At 62.5% G+C, this 15,869-nt stretch carries 15 protein-coding genes; 4 read left to right on the top strand and 11 right to left on the bottom strand.

Going from position 1 to position 15,869, the window contains the following annotated elements:
• Positions 1-27: 27 nt before the first annotated feature.
• The 5 genes from purB to RL_RS13390 all read right to left on the bottom strand — a co-directional run bounded on the left by purB (position 28) and on the right by RL_RS13390 (position 4,514).
• On the bottom strand, positions 28-1,335 hold the full coding sequence (gene purB / locus RL_RS13410; RefSeq protein WP_011652150.1) for an adenylosuccinate lyase: 1,308 nt from the start codon (positions 1,333-1,335) through the stop codon (positions 28-30).
• A 118-nt stretch (positions 1,336-1,453) separates the two neighbouring features.
• Complete coding sequence (locus RL_RS13405) at positions 1,454-1,939, bottom strand: hypothetical protein (RefSeq protein WP_086935549.1); 486 nt, start codon at positions 1,937-1,939, stop codon at positions 1,454-1,456.
• Positions 1,940-1,971: 32 nt separating this feature from the next.
• Entirely contained in the window at positions 1,972-2,697 is a 726-nt protein-coding gene (locus RL_RS13400) for a DUF2259 domain-containing protein (RefSeq protein WP_011652148.1), read from the bottom strand.
• Positions 2,694-3,371 carry a ribulose-phosphate 3-epimerase gene (gene rpe, locus RL_RS13395; protein ID WP_003559730.1) on the bottom strand — a complete coding sequence of 226 codons (678 nt, stop codon included), beginning with the start codon at positions 3,369-3,371 and terminating at the stop codon, positions 2,694-2,696. The genes RL_RS13400 and rpe overlap by 4 nt, the downstream gene beginning before the upstream one ends.
• Positions 3,372-3,431: 60 nt before the next feature.
• Positions 3,432-4,514: an ABC transporter substrate-binding protein gene (locus tag RL_RS13390; RefSeq protein WP_011652147.1), complete on the bottom strand. Its 1,083-nt coding sequence runs from the start codon at positions 4,512-4,514 to the stop codon at positions 3,432-3,434.
• 183 nt (positions 4,515-4,697) lie between these two features.
• On the opposite strand from RL_RS13390, the gene RL_RS13385 reads away from it, so the two are divergent.
• Together RL_RS13385 and RL_RS13380 are read left to right on the top strand one after the other, a co-directional pair.
• Positions 4,698-5,192, top strand: coding sequence for a flavin reductase (locus RL_RS13385; RefSeq protein WP_003559728.1), 495 nt, complete (start codon positions 4,698-4,700; stop codon positions 5,190-5,192).
• Between the two features lie 45 nt (positions 5,193-5,237).
• On the top strand, positions 5,238-5,555 hold the full coding sequence (locus RL_RS13380) for a TfoX/Sxy family protein (protein ID WP_011652146.1): 318 nt from the start codon (positions 5,238-5,240) through the stop codon (positions 5,553-5,555).
• Here the strand turns inward: RL_RS13380 and RL_RS13375 are convergent, their stop codons facing one another.
• The 5 genes from RL_RS13375 to RL_RS13355 all read right to left on the bottom strand — a co-directional run bounded on the left by RL_RS13375 (position 5,556) and on the right by RL_RS13355 (position 10,414).
• Positions 5,556-5,978, bottom strand: coding sequence for an NUDIX domain-containing protein (locus RL_RS13375; protein ID WP_011652145.1), 423 nt, complete (start codon positions 5,976-5,978; stop codon positions 5,556-5,558).
• Between the two features lie 7 nt (positions 5,979-5,985).
• Complete coding sequence (locus RL_RS13370) at positions 5,986-7,551, bottom strand: DEAD/DEAH box helicase (protein WP_011652144.1); 1,566 nt, start codon at positions 7,549-7,551, stop codon at positions 5,986-5,988.
• Between the two features lie 138 nt (positions 7,552-7,689).
• Entirely contained in the window at positions 7,690-9,012 is a 1,323-nt protein-coding gene (locus RL_RS13365) for a peptidoglycan DD-metalloendopeptidase family protein (RefSeq protein WP_011652143.1), read from the bottom strand.
• 104 nt (positions 9,013-9,116) lie between these two features.
• Complete coding sequence (locus RL_RS13360) at positions 9,117-9,944, bottom strand: ferritin-like domain-containing protein (protein ID WP_011652142.1); 828 nt, start codon at positions 9,942-9,944, stop codon at positions 9,117-9,119.
• Positions 9,941-10,414: a peroxiredoxin gene (locus tag RL_RS13355; protein WP_011652141.1), complete on the bottom strand. Its 474-nt coding sequence runs from the start codon at positions 10,412-10,414 to the stop codon at positions 9,941-9,943. Before RL_RS13355 ends, RL_RS13360 begins: the two co-directional genes overlap by 4 nt.
• A 125-nt stretch (positions 10,415-10,539) precedes the next feature.
• Here RL_RS13355 and RL_RS13350 point away from each other — a divergent pair, with 125 nt between their 5' ends.
• Positions 10,540-13,938: a DUF3971 domain-containing protein gene (locus RL_RS13350; protein ID WP_041936336.1), complete on the top strand. Its 3,399-nt coding sequence runs from the start codon at positions 10,540-10,542 to the stop codon at positions 13,936-13,938.
• 237 nt (positions 13,939-14,175) lie between these two features.
• Positions 14,176-14,496, top strand: coding sequence for a hypothetical protein (locus tag RL_RS13345; protein ID WP_063822443.1), 321 nt, complete (start codon positions 14,176-14,178; stop codon positions 14,494-14,496).
• A 60-nt stretch (positions 14,497-14,556) separates the two neighbouring features.
• On the opposite strand, the gene tyrS is transcribed toward RL_RS13345, so the two are convergent.
• On the bottom strand, positions 14,557-15,813 hold the full coding sequence (tyrS, locus tag RL_RS13340) for a tyrosine--tRNA ligase (RefSeq protein ID WP_011652138.1): 1,257 nt from the start codon (positions 15,811-15,813) through the stop codon (positions 14,557-14,559).
• Positions 15,814-15,869 lie beyond the last annotated feature (56 nt).

Genomic DNA, 15,869 nt, shown 5'->3' with positions numbered 1-15,869 from the left:
GCCGCTATATCGTTGATTGCAGATCGCTCAGGCGTTGCCAAAGACGCGGCGGAAGATCGTATCGACATGCTTGGTATGATAGCCGAGGTCGAACTTCTCCCGAATATCCTCCTCGGAGAGCGCCGCGCGCACCTCTGCGTCGGCGAGCAGCTCTTCCAGGAAATCCTTGCCCTGTTCCCAGACCTTCATGGCGTTGCGCTGTACCAGGCGGTAGGCATCTTCGCGGGAGGTGCCGGCCTGGGTCAGTGCCAGCAGGACGCGCTGCGAATGGACGAGGCCGCGGAACTTGTTGAGGTTCTTTTCCATGTTCTCGGGATAGACCAGCAGCTTTTCGATGACGCCGGCCAGCCGCGACAGGGCGAAATCGAGCGTCACTGTGGCATCGGGGCCGATCATGCGCTCGACAGAGGAATGCGAGATATCGCGCTCGTGCCAGAGGGCGACGTTTTCCATCGCCGGCATGGCGTAGGAGCGGACCATGCGGGCAAGACCGGTCAGGTTTTCGGTCAGAACCGGGTTGCGCTTGTGGGGCATGGCCGAGGAGCCTTTCTGGCCGGGCGAGAAATATTCCTCGGCTTCCAGCACCTCGGTGCGCTGCAGGTGGCGGATCTCGGTCGCCAGCCGCTCGATCGACGAGGCGACGACACCGAGGGTGGCGAAATACATGGCGTGGCGGTCACGCGGGATGACCTGTGTCGAGACCGGTTCGGCCTTCAGACCAAGGGCTTTTGCGACATGTTCCTCGACGCGCGGATCGATATTGGCGAAGGTGCCGACGGCACCCGATATGGCGCAGGTCGCGACTTCCTCGCGGGCGGCGACGAGGCGCTGGCGGCAGCGCTCGAATTCGGCATAGGCGAGCGCCAGCTTGACGCCAAAGGTGGTGGGCTCGGCATGGATGCCGTGCGAACGGCCGATGGTGACCGTGTCCTTATGTTCGAACGCGCGGCTTTTCAGCGCTTCGAGCAGGCGGTCGATATCGGCAAGCAGGATGTCGGTGGCGCGCACCAGCTGGACGTTGAAGCAGGTGTCGAGCACGTCGGACGAGGTCATGCCCTGGTGGACGAAGCGCGCATCCGGGCCGACGATCTCGGCGAGGTGGGTGAGGAAGGCGATGACGTCATGTTTGGTGACGGCCTCGATATCATCGATGCGGTCGACGTCGAAGGTGGCGGCGCCGCCTTTCTCCCAGATCGTCTTTGCCGCCGATTTCGGGATGACGCCGAGTTCGGCCAGCGCGTCGCAAGCATACGCCTCGATCTCGAACCAGATGCGGAACTTGGTTTCGGGAGACCAGATGGCGACCATTTCGGGCCGGGAATAACGCGGGATCATGGGCGGCTGCCTTCACTTCAAGAGGTTGAGCGTCTAAGACGCAATTCCGGACGCAAAACCGCTGCACACTTTTGCTGGAATTGCTTTAGCGCCCCTGTAGCAAAGAAGGGCGGCAATCTCAACGCATGCGTTTGGCAAGATGATAGCTGCTTGCGACAAGACTGACGAGGCCAAGCGGCAGGAAGAGACGCAGGCCGATCACCAGGAACTGGTAGACTGCGCTGATACTGGTGAAGACGAACTGGAAAGCCCAGACGATACTGCCGAAGGGCGCATGCCAGCGCGAATAGAACATCCGGTATTCCATGGCGAAGAGGAAGGCGGTCATGAGGATCGTGGCCGCTGTCAGCGTCACGAAAAACGCGGCAAAACGCGTTTCCAGCGGCCTGTCAAAGGCGAGGAAGCGGGCGACCGGCAGGGCGAATGGCCAGGCAAACAGGCCGCCGGCGAAATAGAGTGCGGCGATCTCGGCAAGGCGGCTCGTCTGCAGGCCATTGCGCAGGTAAAGGCCGAGCATGGCAGCGGTAAGCATCTGCATGCCCCAAAGCAACGCGCCGCCGATCAGATCGGGATAGGGCGGCCGTGCAGCTCTTAGACGATCCATCCGGGGGCGATCCGTCCTCGGGCGATCCATGCTCAGGGATGAACCGGAACGGCAATCCAGCGTCCGTTCCTGTCGGCATCGAAGGCCAGGACGAGGGCGATGTGAACCTGGTTTCCGGCCTCCGGCTGATAGACCACGGCGCCGCCGATCCGGTATTCGACGGAACATACGCGCTCGGCCGGAACTGCGGTGGCCTGGCGCGCCGCCTGCCGGTTCGGAGCGCCTTCCTTCTCGATCATCTGCAGGCTGAAGCCGATGACGCGTTTGTCGACCGCAGTGCAATCCTTCGGTGTCGGCACCGGCATCTCGCCGAGCGAGAGCGTATAAGGCGCCTTCGGCGGACCGTCGGTCGCAAGCGTCGTGTAGCGGATCGTCTTCGAAGGGGAGCCGAGTTCGGTCGGCGGATTGAAGGCGGCGATCAGGCCGGGATTGGTCAGCAGATCGTATTTGTCCATCTGGCTGCGCGCCGCCGTCAGGTTCTGCCGCCGCGCCTTGGAGAGATTGGCGTCCTTATCGGTCAGCTCGGTATGGAAGGGCGTGCCCTCGAGATAGTGGCCGTCTTCGGTATCGATGAAATAGGTGTTGGAGTAGGGAAGGTTGCCGCTCTCCTCGATGCCGAACTCCTGAAATCCGAAGACCTTGCCGTCGGCGGAAAAGCCGATCGGCTGGATATTGGCGATGTCGCCGGCGAGTGACATGCCGGGCAGGCCGGCAAATGCGACAGCAAGCATGCCACCAATGATCAGACGTTTGTTCATGCTCGTGCCCCTTCGGCTGCCTGACGCAGATCGGCGACGGTCCGGCGATAATCCTCGACGGTATCGCCCTTGAAAATTGCCGAGCCGGCGACGAGAACGTTGCCGCCCGCCCGCGCGATATCAGGCGCCGTTTCCACCGTGACGCCGCCATCGACCTCGAGTTCGATCGGCCGATCACCGATCAGTGACTTCGCCGCCGCGATCTTCTTCGCCATCGCCGGAATGAATTTCTGTCCGCCGAAGCCGGGATTGACCGACATGATCAGGATGAGATCGACATCGTCGAGCACGTTCTCGATGGCGCTGAGCGGTGTCGCCGGATTGATCGTCACGCCGACCTTCTTGCCGAGATTGCGGATGGTCTGCAGCGAGCGGTGCAGATGCGGTCCGGCTTCGGCATGGACAGTGATACGGTCGCAGCCGGCCTTGGCGAAGGCTTCGAGATAGTCGTCGACCGGCGAGATCATCAGGTGGCAGTCGAAGGTAGCTGATGTATAGGAGCGCAGCGACTTGATGACATCGGGGCCGAAGGAAATGTTCGGCACGAAATGGCCGTCCATCACGTCGAGATGGATCCAGTCGGCGCCGGCGGCCGTCACGTCTCGCACCTCCTCGCCGAGCCTGGCGAAATCCGCCGCGAGGATCGAGGGGGCAATGCGAATGGGCAGCGTCATCAATTCTTACTCCGTATGGGCCGCCAGAGCGCGGGGCCTGAATTCAAGGCAGCGCGCCGTTCATTGCGTCGGCGCGGCAGGTGGAAAAAAGCCGTTGCGCCGCCATTCGAGCAGGCGGTAGGGATTTTGCGAAAGTTCATGCGCGCCGGTGAAGGCGATAGCGCCGACCGGCGTCTGGAATGTCGTGCCGAGAAGCGTCTCCTGGAGGGGTTTGCCCGCCGCGGCGGCGGCTTGTCCCGCCTGGCCGGCAATGAGGGCGGCGGCCAGCGACGGCAGGACATAACCTTCCGGCTCGATGCCTTTGGCGCGCAGCGCGTCTGCCGCGGCCGTGCCTTCCGGCAGGATGGCATATTCGGGCAGGGCGACGGCGCGCACGCCGGCATCAAGCGGCAGCGGCTGGTCGGCAGCGCGCATGGCATCGCCGCCGAGGATGGACAGCTGGATGTTCTCGGCCTTGGCGTCGCGGGCGACGACGGCGATATCGTTGCGGTCGCCGCCGATGAAGACCCTGGTGGCGCCAGCCCGTTTCAGGCGGCGGACGAGGGCGATCTGCTGTTCCTGTCCCGGCCGGTAGGTGTCGGTAAAGACCGGCTTCAGGCCGTTCTGCTCCAGCGCATTGCGTACCGCTTCCGTCAGTTCGCGGCCGTGGATGGTGCCGTCTTCGATCAGGGCGATCGGATCGGCGGCCCAGTCCTTCAGGATCACCTCGATGACCTTTGCCGCCTCGGCACCGTCGGCGGGCGCCGCCCGGAAGAGCGGCCAGCCGTTCTTCAGCGCATCCTCCATCAGGATGCGGGAGCGCACGGAGACGGTGATCGCCGGAATATTGGCATCCTTCAGCTTCGGCAACGCGCCTTCCAGCGTCTCGCTGCAGAGAAAGCCGACCGCGACCTGCACCTTGGCATTGACGAGCGCATCGGCGACCGCAGCACCACTATTATCCTCGCAGGTCTCGTTGATGGCGACGAGGGTATTTCCGGACTGCTGGATCTCGAAACCGGCGCCGGCGGCAATCTGAGCGCCGAGGAGGGCGAGGGGGCCATTCTGAGGGGCGACGACACCGATCGTCACGCCGGCCGCATGGCTTTCAGCCGCCGCTCCCAGCAGCGCCAGAAAAGCTGCTATGCCACGCAGGTTGATCATGAAAGGCGGAGATCCCTAGCCATCGTCCATGCCCTTTTATCCGCAAGGCCGCGATCGTCAAAGAAAAACAAGCGCAACACAGCGCTTTTCACCGGTCCTATTGTAGAAAAGGTAACCGATGCTCGCCATATTGGCGCGGTAGCAAGTCGATCAAGGCAGAGTAAGCGCGCACGGGAGAAGCAGGTGTTGAACAGGCAGCATATCGACCCCGGCCTTTATCGCGATGCCATGAGCCGTTATGCCGGCCATGTGCAGCTCGTGACGACGGCGATGGGCGAGCTGCGCCGCGGCGTCACCATCACCGCCGCCTGCTCGGTCTCGGACAATCCGGCCTCGGTGCTGATCTGCCTCAACAACACCAATCCGAAGAACGAGATCTTCTTCCGCAGCGGCATCTTCGCGCTGAACACGCTCGGTGCCCACCACCAGGGCGTTGCCGATGCCTTTTCCGGGCGCACGTCGCTTGCCAATGACGACCGTTTCGCCAGCGCCCGTTTCGAGATGCTTGCCACCGGTGCGCCCGTGCTGGCCGACGCACTTGCCGCCTTCGATTGCCGGGTGATCGATATCAAGGAAATGCCGACGCACAATGTCATCTTCGGCGAGGTCGCGGCTGTCCGCTTCAGCGAAAAACATCCGGCGCTCATCTATATGAACCGGGATTATCACGCGCTGTAATTGGAGCCCGTGCGTCCTTTCGGAAGCATTTCGGGGGAATAGAGAATGGACAATGCCGGGATCGAGGAAATGTTTCAGGGGCTTGGCCCCGTCACGGTCAAGCGCATGTTCGGCGGCAAAGGCATCTATCATCTCGGGCGCATCATCGCGCTCGAAGTGCGCGACGAGATGCTGCTGAAGGCCGACGAGACGAGCGCTCCGGAATTTGCCGCTGCCGGCGCCACGCAATGGACCTATGAGGGCAAGACGGGCAAGCCGGTAAAAATGCCCTATTGGTCGATCCCCGACGAGGCTTACGACGATCCAGATCTGATGGCGAAATGGGTGAGGCTTGCCTATGAGGCGTCGCTTCGCGCCGAATAGTTAGCCGCGTTCAGCGGGCGACAAGGCTGCTATCGCCGCCTTGGTGAAGGCCGACAGTGGCTCGGGCAAATCCGTCAGCGGAAACCAGCCGAAATCCGAGAGCTTGTCCGGTTCGGTCAGTTGAGGCTCGCCATCGACGTCGCGGGCGAGATAGAGAATCGAGATCCAGTGTTGGCGATCAGCTTCGATGATCTGCTCGGTCATGCCAAGCCGTTCTATGCGGCCGATCGTCAGGCCGGTTTCCTCTTCGGCCTCACGGCGCGCGGCAGTCTCTGCCGGTTCCATGTGATCGACCTTGCCGCCGACGATATTCCAATAGCCGGCTTCAGGTGGACGCATACGTTTGTAGAGAAGGATCCTGGCGTCGCGGAGAATCACCAAGCCGACGCCGAGACCCGGAAAATCAATGCCGGGCCTGCCCATTGGAAGTTCAGACCTTGGCGCTGCCGGCGATCAGCATGAAGGCGGGGATATCGTCGCCAAAACCGACCGGAGTCGGGCCGTCGTCGTGGTCGCGATGACGGCGGCGGTCGCGGCTGTCATCGTTTGCCGGGTAGGGCCGATTGTTGCGCGCGTTGTTCTGCGGCTTCTGCTCTGCTTTGCGCTCGTTCTTCACGATGTCGGCCTTTACTGGTGCTGCTTCGATCACGTCTACGCCATTATCCTGTATGTCGATATCAGATTTATGACTCGCGGCAGCGCGATTGCCGCGTCCGCGCCCACGATCCTTGTCGCCATTCTCTCTCGGCGCACGATCTCGGCCTGCACCATCTCTGGCGCCACGTTCGCGGCTGTTGCGGCGCGGGCGTTCGCTGTCCCGGCTGTCTTCTGCCGGCGGCGGCAGCGACGTCAAGTCACCGCTCAGCCATTCGACCTTCTGGCCGATCAGCTTCTCGATGGCATCGACGAATTTGGTGTCGCGCTTGGTAACAAGCGTGAAGGCGGCACCCGAGCGGCCGGCACGGCCGGTGCGGCCGATGCGGTGGACGTAATCCTCGGAATGGATCGGCACGTCGAAATTGAAGACGTGGCTGACATCGGGAATATCGAGGCCGCGGGCGGCGACGTCGGAAGCGACCAGAAGCTGGAGATTGCCGTCACGGAAGCTCTGCAGCGTCATCGTGCGGGAACGCTGGTCCATGTCGCCATGCAGGGCGCCGACCGAGAAGCCGTGACGCTCAAGCGACCGGAAGAGATCGGCGACATCCTTCTTGCGGTTGCAGAAGATGATGGCGTTCTTGAGTTCGGTCTGGGCGCGGACGAGTTCGCGCAGGACGGCGCGCTTCTCGTAATCCTTGCCGTGCGAAGCAACGAAACGCTGCGTCACGGTCGCGGCGGCGGAAGCCGGCTTTGCAACCTCGATACGCTCTGGATTCTGCAGGAATCGATCGGCGAGCTTCTGGATCTCCGACGGCATGGTTGCCGAGAAGAACAGCGTCTGGCGGGTGAACGGGATCATCTTGGCGATGCGTTCGATATCGGGGATGAAGCCCATGTCGAGCATGCGGTCGGCCTCATCGATGACGAGGATCTCGACGCCGCTCATCAGGAGCTTGCCGCGCTCGAAATGGTCGAGCAGGCGACCGGGGGTGCAGATCAGTACGTCGGCGCCGCGCTCGAGCTTGCGGTCCTGGTCCTCGAAGGAAACGCCGCCGATCAGAAGGGCGACGTTGAGGCGGTGGTTCTTGCCGTATTTCTCGAAATTCTCGGCGACCTGGGCAGCGAGTTCGCGCGTCGGTTCGAGAATCAGCGTGCGGGGCATGCGCGCACGCGCACGGCCCTTCTCCAGAAGCGACAGCATCGGCAGAACGAAGGATGCCGTCTTGCCAGTGCCGGTCTGCGCGATGCCGCAAATATCGCGGCGCTCGAGCGCAAACGGGATGGCGCCCGCCTGAATAGGCGTTGGGATCGTGTAGCCCGCGTCCGTAACAGCGGATAGCACTTTTTGGCTTAAGCCAAGGTCAGCAAATGTCGTCAAAGGGAAAACTGTTTCCATTCCGTTCGGCCGAGCTCTGAACGAGTCGGCGGGATTGCATGCCGCAATGCAGCGCGACATAGCCCCGAATGGCCGGCAAGTCAAGAAATAGAGACGCCGCACCCATTGCAGAGTGAAGCGTTGGTTACCGGGCAGGAGTTACTTGATATAGGTGGCGAGTTTAAGGCCGGCATTCATGAAATATACTGGATCGACGGCATGACCGTCCTGGCGCACTTCATAATGCAGGTGTGTGCCTGTCGAGCGGCCGGTGCTGCCGGCAAGGCCGATGACGTCGTTGCGGTCGACCGTGTCGCCGACCTTGACCAGAACCTCCGACATATGCCCGTAACGCGTCGAGATGCCGTTGCCGTGATCGACCTCGACCATGTTGCCGTAGCCGCCGGTCCATCCGGCCGAAATCACCTTGCCGGGCGCCGTAGGACGGATCCTTTCGCCCGGCGAAAAGCGGAAGTCGATGCCGGAATGGAGCGCGAGGCGGCCGAGGAACGGATCACGGCGATTGCCGAAGGGGCTGGTCACGTCCTTGCCGATAGCGGGATTGCGGAAGGGCAGGGATTCCGCGGTACTGCGCACGGCTTCGAGCCGGGTCAGTGCGCCGTCGAGCGCCGCCAGCGAATTGTTGAAGCCGTCGTTGCTTTCAGGCTCGACATAGGGGCCGCCGACGGCATCGTCTTCGTCTTCGTCTTTCCTGGCAGCGGTCTCGGGCATCGGAATCTTGAAGCGGGTCAGCACCGTCTCGATGGCGTTGGCGGCATTGCCGGCATCGCTCGTCAACTGTTCGACACGGCTGCGCTGATCCTGTTCGACATCTTTGAGCGACAGCGTCACCTTGGAGAAGATGCGGTCGGCACGGTCGCCGACTGTGTCGGTGGCCGGCACATAGGCAAGCGTCGAATTGTCGGGCGTCGCGTCGGCAGGCGCGCCGTTTGCCATCATCTTCTCGATCGCCTCGGCGCCGCCGCTGAGCGAGGCGCGCTTGTCCTTGACATCGGGGGCGTAGGATTGGGCAGGCGATGACGGCGCGGGTACGGCGCCATCCTTTTCCGTCAGGCCGGAGCTTTCGGCCCGGTCGAGCAGATTGTCGAGCTTGCCATGGCGCGAGGTCAGCGCCATCTGCTGCTCCATCAGCTTGTCGACCTTGTCTTCGACCACCTGCTGGTCGAGAAGCTGGCGGGAGGTGATGCGATCGACCTGCGCGCGGAGCGCGGCGATGCGGTCTTCATAATCGTGCTGCATGCGGGCCTGGCGGGCCATGCTGGCGCCGATCAGGTCGTCGCGCAGCACGAGATAGGACGTCGCCAGGAGGTAGCCGATCGAGAAGACGCCGACGAAGCAGAAGGCAAGTGCTGCCATCCACGGCCGGACCGTCATATGGCGGACCTTGTCGCCGCTTGCGAGGATGAGGATATGTTCCTGCGCCCGCCTGCCGAATACCCGGTGCTGTTGTCCCCTGTTCACGCAGGCTCTCCCGATTGATGCTCTACGCCTCTTTCGGAAATTAGACACCGTTATGGTTAATGAATGCTTTCATTGTTGTCGTCACATCATAAATTTCAGTGACTTCAAGCGTGGCTGATCGATGCGAGCGATCGGTAGAAGGACGGCGTCAGTCCGGCCTCGGCACGGGCAAGATCGTTGAAGGGCGGCTTCAGCGGTCCGCGGAAATTGGCGCGCACCAACTCCTGGAAGGCCTTTGCCGGATCGCGCTTCTCGCGGGCGCAGAGGAAACGGAACCATTTGGCGCCGACGGCGACATGGCCTTTCTCGTCGTTGTAGATGACGTCAAGCACCGCTGCACTTTCGAGATCGCCTGTCTGGCGCATCTTCGCCTGCAGCGATGGCGTGACGTCGAGGCCGCGGGCTTCCAGAATCAGCGGCACGACGGCGAGCCTTGCCGTCAGATCGTTGCGCGTCGAATGGGCGGCCTGCCAGAGCCCGTCATGGGCGGGCAGATCGCCGTAATCAGCGCCGAGATCGTTGAGCCTGGCGCGCACCATGCGGAAATGCTTCGCCTCCTCGAAGGCGACCTGCATCCAGCCGTCGAAAAAGGAATTCGGCACCTGCTCGGTCGCGAATCGCGCGACGATATCGAGCGCCAGATCGACGGCGTTGAGTTCGATATGGGCGATGGCGTGCAGCAGGGCGATCCGTCCTTTGAGCGTATGCAGCGAGCGCTTCTCCACCTGGGTCGGCGGCGTCAGCACCGGTTTCTCAGGACGGCCGGGCCTGTCGGGCAGGGCGGCATCGCGCGGCGAGCGCAGTGACACCCGGCGGGCGAACCAGCGGGTGGCGCTTTCCTGCGCAAGTGCCGTCTTGCGATCGAGATCGGCGGAAGAGATCGCATCGATGGCGCCGCCGCGCAGCGAGGTTATCGTGAGATCCGCGCTCACGCCGCCAGGTTCCTCACGGCCTCGAGCACGGTTTCGGCATGGCCCTGCACCTTCACCTTTTGCCAGATGGTGGCGATCGTGCCGTCCTGGCGGATCAGGAAGGTGGTACGCTCGACACCCATGAAGTTGCGGCCGTACATGCTCTTTTCCTTCCAGACGCCATAGGCCTGCAGCGTCGTCTTTTCCTCGTCCGAGGCAAGCGCCACCGAAAGACGGTGCTTCTTGATGAACCTGTCATGGCAGGCAGCCGAATCGGGCGACATGCCGATGACGGCAGCACCCGCCGCTTCGAACTCGGCTGCTAATGCGGTGAAAGCCAGTGATTCGGCGGTGCAGCCCGTCGTGTCGTCCTTGGGATAGAAGAACAACACGAGCGGCTTGCCGTGGAATTCGGCCAGCGAAACGCGGCCGCCGCCGTCGCGGGGAAGGTTGAAATCAGGGGCCGAGACGCCGATGCCGGGAACCGCCATTAGGAAAACCTTTCTTTTGCCGGGTTTGTGGATGACACTTTCTCTCCCCGAATTATATAGTGGACGGATACCCGTCCAGCATGGCCGGGTTCAATTCTTCACTTAAAGGGAGAGCCCGAGGGCGCATGTCAGCCATCCGCGGCGAAAAGGTCACGTTTCGCAAGAAGGAAATCGTTGCGCTGGACCGCTTGCCGTCCGCCCAGGCCGAGGATCCGATCATCGTCCATTGCCCGCCGCCGCGTTCGCCGATGCGCCGCACGGCGAAGCTGACCGGCGGATTTCTGGGGCTGATCCTCGTTATTCTCGCTGCCATCGTTTTCACCGTCGAGAGCGGCATGTTCGACAAGCCGCTCTCGCAGCAGGCGCAGGCGGCGCTGAATGGCGTGGCCGGACCGCGCTACCGCGCCGAGGTCGGCTCCACCGTCATCCGCTTCACCTCGGATTTCCGGCTGGCGCTGGAAGCGCGCAACGTCAACATGATCGACCAGGAGAGCGGCGAGCATATGTCGACGACGCGCTCGATCAGCATGGCGCTCGATCCGCTCCAGCTTTTCCGTGGCCGCATCGCGGTCACCGCGATCGAGGCGGACGATATCGCGCTCGATACGGCGCTTCTGCCCTCGGGCGCACCCGTCACGCTCGGCGACCTGCGCATCGACGCGATGCCGGCGGCGATCGAGACGATCTTTTCGCATCTCGACCTGTTCGACAAGTTCCTGACGCGCGGTTCCACGGATTCGGTGCGCATCTCGGGCATTGACGTCAAGCTTGCCGATACCGCCAACGGCCCGCTGTCGCTCGTCATCGACAATATTGCCTTTGCCCGTGCCGGCCCGACCTCGCTGCAATTGACCGGCGAGATCGCGCTCAACGGCGAGGTGGCGGAACTCGACGTGCTGGCCGAGAAGGAAGGCGGGCATGTCTCCAAGGTCGTGGCGACGCTCAAGCATGCCGACCTCACGCCCTTTGCGCTGAAGCGCAACGATCAGGGCGTCATCCGGCAGGGGCTCAGCGCCTTCGCCGACCTGACGGTATCGGCCACCCGGGCCGCTGATGTCGTCGCGCCGACGCTTGCGGCGACGATCGACATCGATCCCGGCCTGATTTATGCGGATGGGGATTCGCAGGAGATCTCCGGCGCGCAGATCAACCTCACCTATGATTTCGACAAGCAGACGCTGGAGATCGCCCGGTCGAACGCCCGGTTCGGCGCCACCACGATTCCCTTCAACGGCGCGCTGATCGATCTCGACAAGCTCGACCCGCAGGCAGGCAAAGGCTTCGGCATCGACCTGCTCGTCAGCGGCGGCACGGCAGCACCCCGCGGCTCCGGCGAGCAGCCGCTTTCCTTCGATATCCAGGCGACCGGGCGTTATATGGTCACTGAACGGGAATTCCGGTTTCCCAACATGACCGTCTCCAGCCCGCTCGGCGCGCTTTACGGATCGCTTGATGTCAAGCTCGGCAACAAATCGCCGGAGATCAGCTTCGCCGGCCAGTCGGCGCAGCTGCAGACGACAGCGATCAAGCAGCTCTGGCCGTTCTGGATGGCGCCCAAGGTGCGCACTTGGGTGCACGGCAATCTCTTTGGCGGCACCGTCACCAACGCTACCATATCCGTCTTCATTCCTTTCGGCAGGCTGGACGAGGCAGCCGGCGGCAAGGGCCTGAAGCTCGACGCCAACCAGATCCGCATCGGCTTCGACATTGCGGAGGCGCGGATGAACGTCGCCGGCGACATTCCGCCGATCCGCGACACGTCAGCACATTTCGACCTGACCGGCCCGGTTGCGACGATCGCGATCAAGAGCGGTACCTCCTATTTCCCCTCCGGCCGGTCCGTCGGTCTCGGGCAGGGCACGTTCATCCTGCCTGCCACCTACGATAAACCGCTGATGGCCGATATCGATCTCGCGGTCTCCGGGGCGGCGGACGCCGTCGGCGAGCTTCTGACCTACCGGCCGATCCGGGTGCTGCAGCGCGCCGGCTTTACGCCCGACGATCTCAAGGGCCGGATCGAGGCGAATGTGAAGGCCCATTTCGGCCTGCTCTCCTCGCAAAACCCGCCGCCGGCCGAATGGACGGCGGCAATGAAGCTCACCGATATAGATCTTGCCAAGCCGTTTTCCGGCCGGATGATCAGCAATCTCGACGGCACCCTGAACGGCAACCCGAAACGGATCACGCTTGACGCCAAGGCCCAGATCGACGGCGTCCCGGCCGATATCGATCTTACCGAACCGGTCGAGGCATCCGACACGGCCGCCAAACAACGGGTGATCACCGCGACCCTTTCCGAGGACCAGCGCAACAAGCTGATACCCGGCCTTTCCGGCATCGTCGGCGGCAGCGTGAAGATGGTGCTGACGCGGATCGACGACGACCGGCAGGACGTCCAGCTCGACCTCACCAAGTCGCTGCTCGAACTGCCCTGGATCGGTTGGGCGAAGGGCAGCGGCATTGCCGCCACGGCCGAATTCGAAACATCCGGGCCGGCCGACAATACCCAGATCAAGAACTTCCGGCTCAAGGGCGACGGTTTCGGCGCCAATGGATCGTTGAACATCGGCAAGGGTGGGTTGATCTCGGCTGATTTCGACAGTGTCAAGCTCTCCTCGCTCGACGATTTCGCCCTGTCGGTGAAGCGCAGCAAGGGCAATTTCGACGTTTCGGTCTCCGGCGACAGCGCCGATGCGCGGCCGGTCATTGCGCGGTTGAAATCGGGCTCGGACGGTGATGGTGATGGGGATGCTGGTGACACCGGCGTATCGGTGCGCGCCAGGTTGAAAAACGTCATCGGCTTCAACGACGAGAAGGTCGGCAATTTCCAGGCGCAAATATCACTGCGGGGCGACAAGCTGCAGGCGCTCAATTTTTCCGCCGTTACCGACAGCGGCGAGGCCGTGGTCAGCCAGATGAAAGACGGCGGCGTCATCAACATCACCAGCGGGGATGCCGGCGCGGTATCGCGTTTCGCCGATCTCTACCAGCACATGCAGGGCGGGTTGCTTAATCTGGCGATCCGGCTGGGGGCGGAGGGCGGCTGGGACGGCTCGCTCGACGTGCGCCGCTTTGCGATCGTCAACGAACAACGCCTGCGCTCGATCGTCTCGACGCCCGTTGGAAGTGAGCAGCGCAGCCTCAACGAGGCCGTCAAGCGCGATATCGATACCTCGTCGCAGCGCTTCCAGCGCGGCTTTGCCCGTGTCGTCTCGCGCAATGGCATGGTCGGCATCGAGAACGGTGTGCTGCGTGGCGACCAGATCGGCGCAACCTTCCAGGGCATTGTGCGCGACCGCAAGGGCAACATGGACATGACCGGCACCTTCATGCCGGCCTACGGCCTCAACCGCCTCTTCGCCGAACTGCCGCTGATCGGCGTCATCCTCGGCAATGGCAGCGACCGAGGTCTGATCGGCATCACCTTCAAGCTGACAGGCAAGTTCGACCAGCCGAACCTGCAGATCAATCCGCTGTCGATCATCGCGCCGGGCGTCTTCCGGCAGATTTTTGAGTTCCAGTGAGGCGAGAGAATCCAGGACGGTAGAGAGGTCCTGGCGATCTCGCAAATCTCCTTGCGCCTAAGGAGATAGTCGAGGCAGCCGACGCGATACCAGCGATAGCCGTATGCATCGAGCATGACGGGGTGGCGTTTGTCTTCATCTGCCGAGCGCGATTGACAAGTCCGTCATCGACGCCCAACTTGATTTAGAGAAATCTGATATAAGATACGGTCCCGGCCTGGAACATGGGCCGGCGCAATGTCGGAGGATGCCATGCAGTGCGCCCGGACAGTTTCTTTTGCATCGGCCGCGGTGCTCGCGGTCACGATTGGCGACGCCTCGCTTTCTGCGGAAAAGAGCGTGCGGCTGAAATCGCAAGAGGCGGTCATCCGTTCCGACCACGTCCTGATGGTTCCTCTGGACGCGGTAATGACGCCGCCGATTTTCTCGATCAGCTGGTGGTCGCGGGTAAAGCCCGCTTCAAGCGTCGATCCGCCGGGTTACCTTCTTAAGAGGCCAGGCGAGATGACGAATAATACTGGCGGGGAGCAGAATGATCTTGCTCGCCGACCCGAATAGCGAGGCAAAGAAAAGCCGGCGCGGGCGCCGGCTTCGATATCGGTTCGGAATTGAAGGCCCTTACGCCGCGCGGCGGATCAGGATGTGCTTCTTCTTGCCGAGCGAGAGCTTGATCACGCCGTCAGCGGTGATTTCGCCGCTGCCGATCATCTTGCGTTCGTCGCTGACCGCCTCGTCGTTGATGCGGACCGCACCGCCCTGGACGTGACGGCGGGCTTCGCCGTTCGACGAGGCAAGGCCGGCACGAACGATCAGCGACAGCAGGCCGATGCCGCCGTCGAGTTCGGTGGCAGGGATATCGACCGAGGGCAGGTTCTCCGAGAGGCTGCCTTCCTCGAAGGTTTTGCGCGCCGTTTCGGCAGCCTGTTCAGCGGCCTCGCGGCCGTGCAGGATCGCCGTTACCTCGGTCGCAAGGATCTTCTTGACCTCGTTGATCTCCGAACCGCCGAGTGCGGCGAGACGGGCGATTTCATCCATCGGCAGCGTCGTGTAGAGCTTCAGGAAGCGCGAGACGTCGGCATCCTCGGTGTTGCGCCAATACTGCCAGAAATCATAGGCCGAGAGCATGTCGGCGTTCAGCCAGACAGCGCCCGTCGCCGACTTGCCCATCTTGGCGCCCGACGACGTCGTCAGCAGCGGCGATGTCAGCGCATAGAGCTGCGGGGTCCCCATGCGGTGACCGAGATCGATACCGTTGACGATGTTGCCCCACTGGTCCGAACCGCCCATCTGCAGGCGGCAATCGTAGCGTTTGGCGAGCTCGACGAAGTCATAGGCCTGGAGGATCATGTAGTTGAATTCCAGGAAGGACAGCGACTGTTCGCGGTCGAGACGCGTCTTGACGCTATCGAAGGACAGCATGCGGTTGACCGAGAAATGCTTGCCGACGTCGCGCAGGAATTCGAGGTAGTTCAGCGAGCGCAGCCATTCTGCATTGTTGATCATCAGCGCGTCCTTCGGACCGTCGCCGTAGTTCAGGTAATTGGAGAAAACGCGCTTGATCGAGGCGATGTTGCCTTCGATCGTATCGACGGTCATCAACTGGCGCGCTTCTTCCTTGAAGGAGGGATCGCCGACCATGCCGGTACCGCCGCCCATCAGCGATATGGCGCGATGACCGGTCTTCTGCATCCAGTGCAGCATCATGATCTGGATCAGCGAGCCGGCATGCAGGCTGGGTGCCGTCGGATCGAAGCCGATATAGGCCGTCACGGTTTCCTTGGCGAACAGGTCGTCGAGGCCGCTTTCATCGGAGACCTGATGAATGAAGCCGCGCTCTTTCAGCGTGCGGAGGAAATCGGACTTGAACTCGGACATGGGTTTCGTCTCTTGGTGTCTGCGCTCGCCCATCCGGGCATCGCGCAAGTTCGTTG

Origin of the sequence: Rhizobium johnstonii 3841 (genome assembly GCF_000009265.1) — a bacterium.
GTDB classification, from domain to species: Bacteria; Pseudomonadota; Alphaproteobacteria; order Rhizobiales; family Rhizobiaceae; genus Rhizobium; species Rhizobium acaciae.
Note: the sequence above shows the minus strand (reverse complement) of the source record. Positions and strands in the feature narration are given on the sequence as shown.

Coding starts and splice junctions, on each gene's coding strand:
- purB (WP_011652150.1), bottom strand. CDS start 1,335: ATGATCCCGCGTTATTCCCGGCCCGAAATGGTCGCCATCTGGTCTCCC.
- RL_RS13405 (WP_086935549.1), bottom strand. CDS start 1,939: ATGGATCGTCTAAGAGCTGCACGGCCGCCCTATCCCGATCTGATCGGC.
- RL_RS13400 (WP_011652148.1), bottom strand. CDS start 2,697: ATGAACAAACGTCTGATCATTGGTGGCATGCTTGCTGTCGCATTTGCC.
- rpe (WP_003559730.1), bottom strand. CDS start 3,371: ATGACGCTGCCCATTCGCATTGCCCCCTCGATCCTCGCGGCGGATTTC.
- RL_RS13390 (WP_011652147.1), bottom strand. CDS start 4,514: ATGATCAACCTGCGTGGCATAGCAGCTTTTCTGGCGCTGCTGGGAGCG.
- RL_RS13380 (WP_011652146.1), top strand. CDS start 5,238: ATGGACAATGCCGGGATCGAGGAAATGTTTCAGGGGCTTGGCCCCGTC.
- RL_RS13375 (WP_011652145.1), bottom strand. CDS start 5,978: ATGGGCAGGCCCGGCATTGATTTTCCGGGTCTCGGCGTCGGCTTGGTG.
- RL_RS13370 (WP_011652144.1), bottom strand. CDS start 7,551: ATGGAAACAGTTTTCCCTTTGACGACATTTGCTGACCTTGGCTTAAGC.
- RL_RS13355 (WP_011652141.1), bottom strand. CDS start 10,414: ATGGCGGTTCCCGGCATCGGCGTCTCGGCCCCTGATTTCAACCTTCCC.
- RL_RS13350 (WP_041936336.1), top strand. CDS start 10,540: ATGTCAGCCATCCGCGGCGAAAAGGTCACGTTTCGCAAGAAGGAAATC.
- RL_RS13345 (WP_063822443.1), top strand. CDS start 14,176: ATGTCGGAGGATGCCATGCAGTGCGCCCGGACAGTTTCTTTTGCATCG.
- tyrS (WP_011652138.1), bottom strand. CDS start 15,813: ATGTCCGAGTTCAAGTCCGATTTCCTCCGCACGCTGAAAGAGCGCGGC.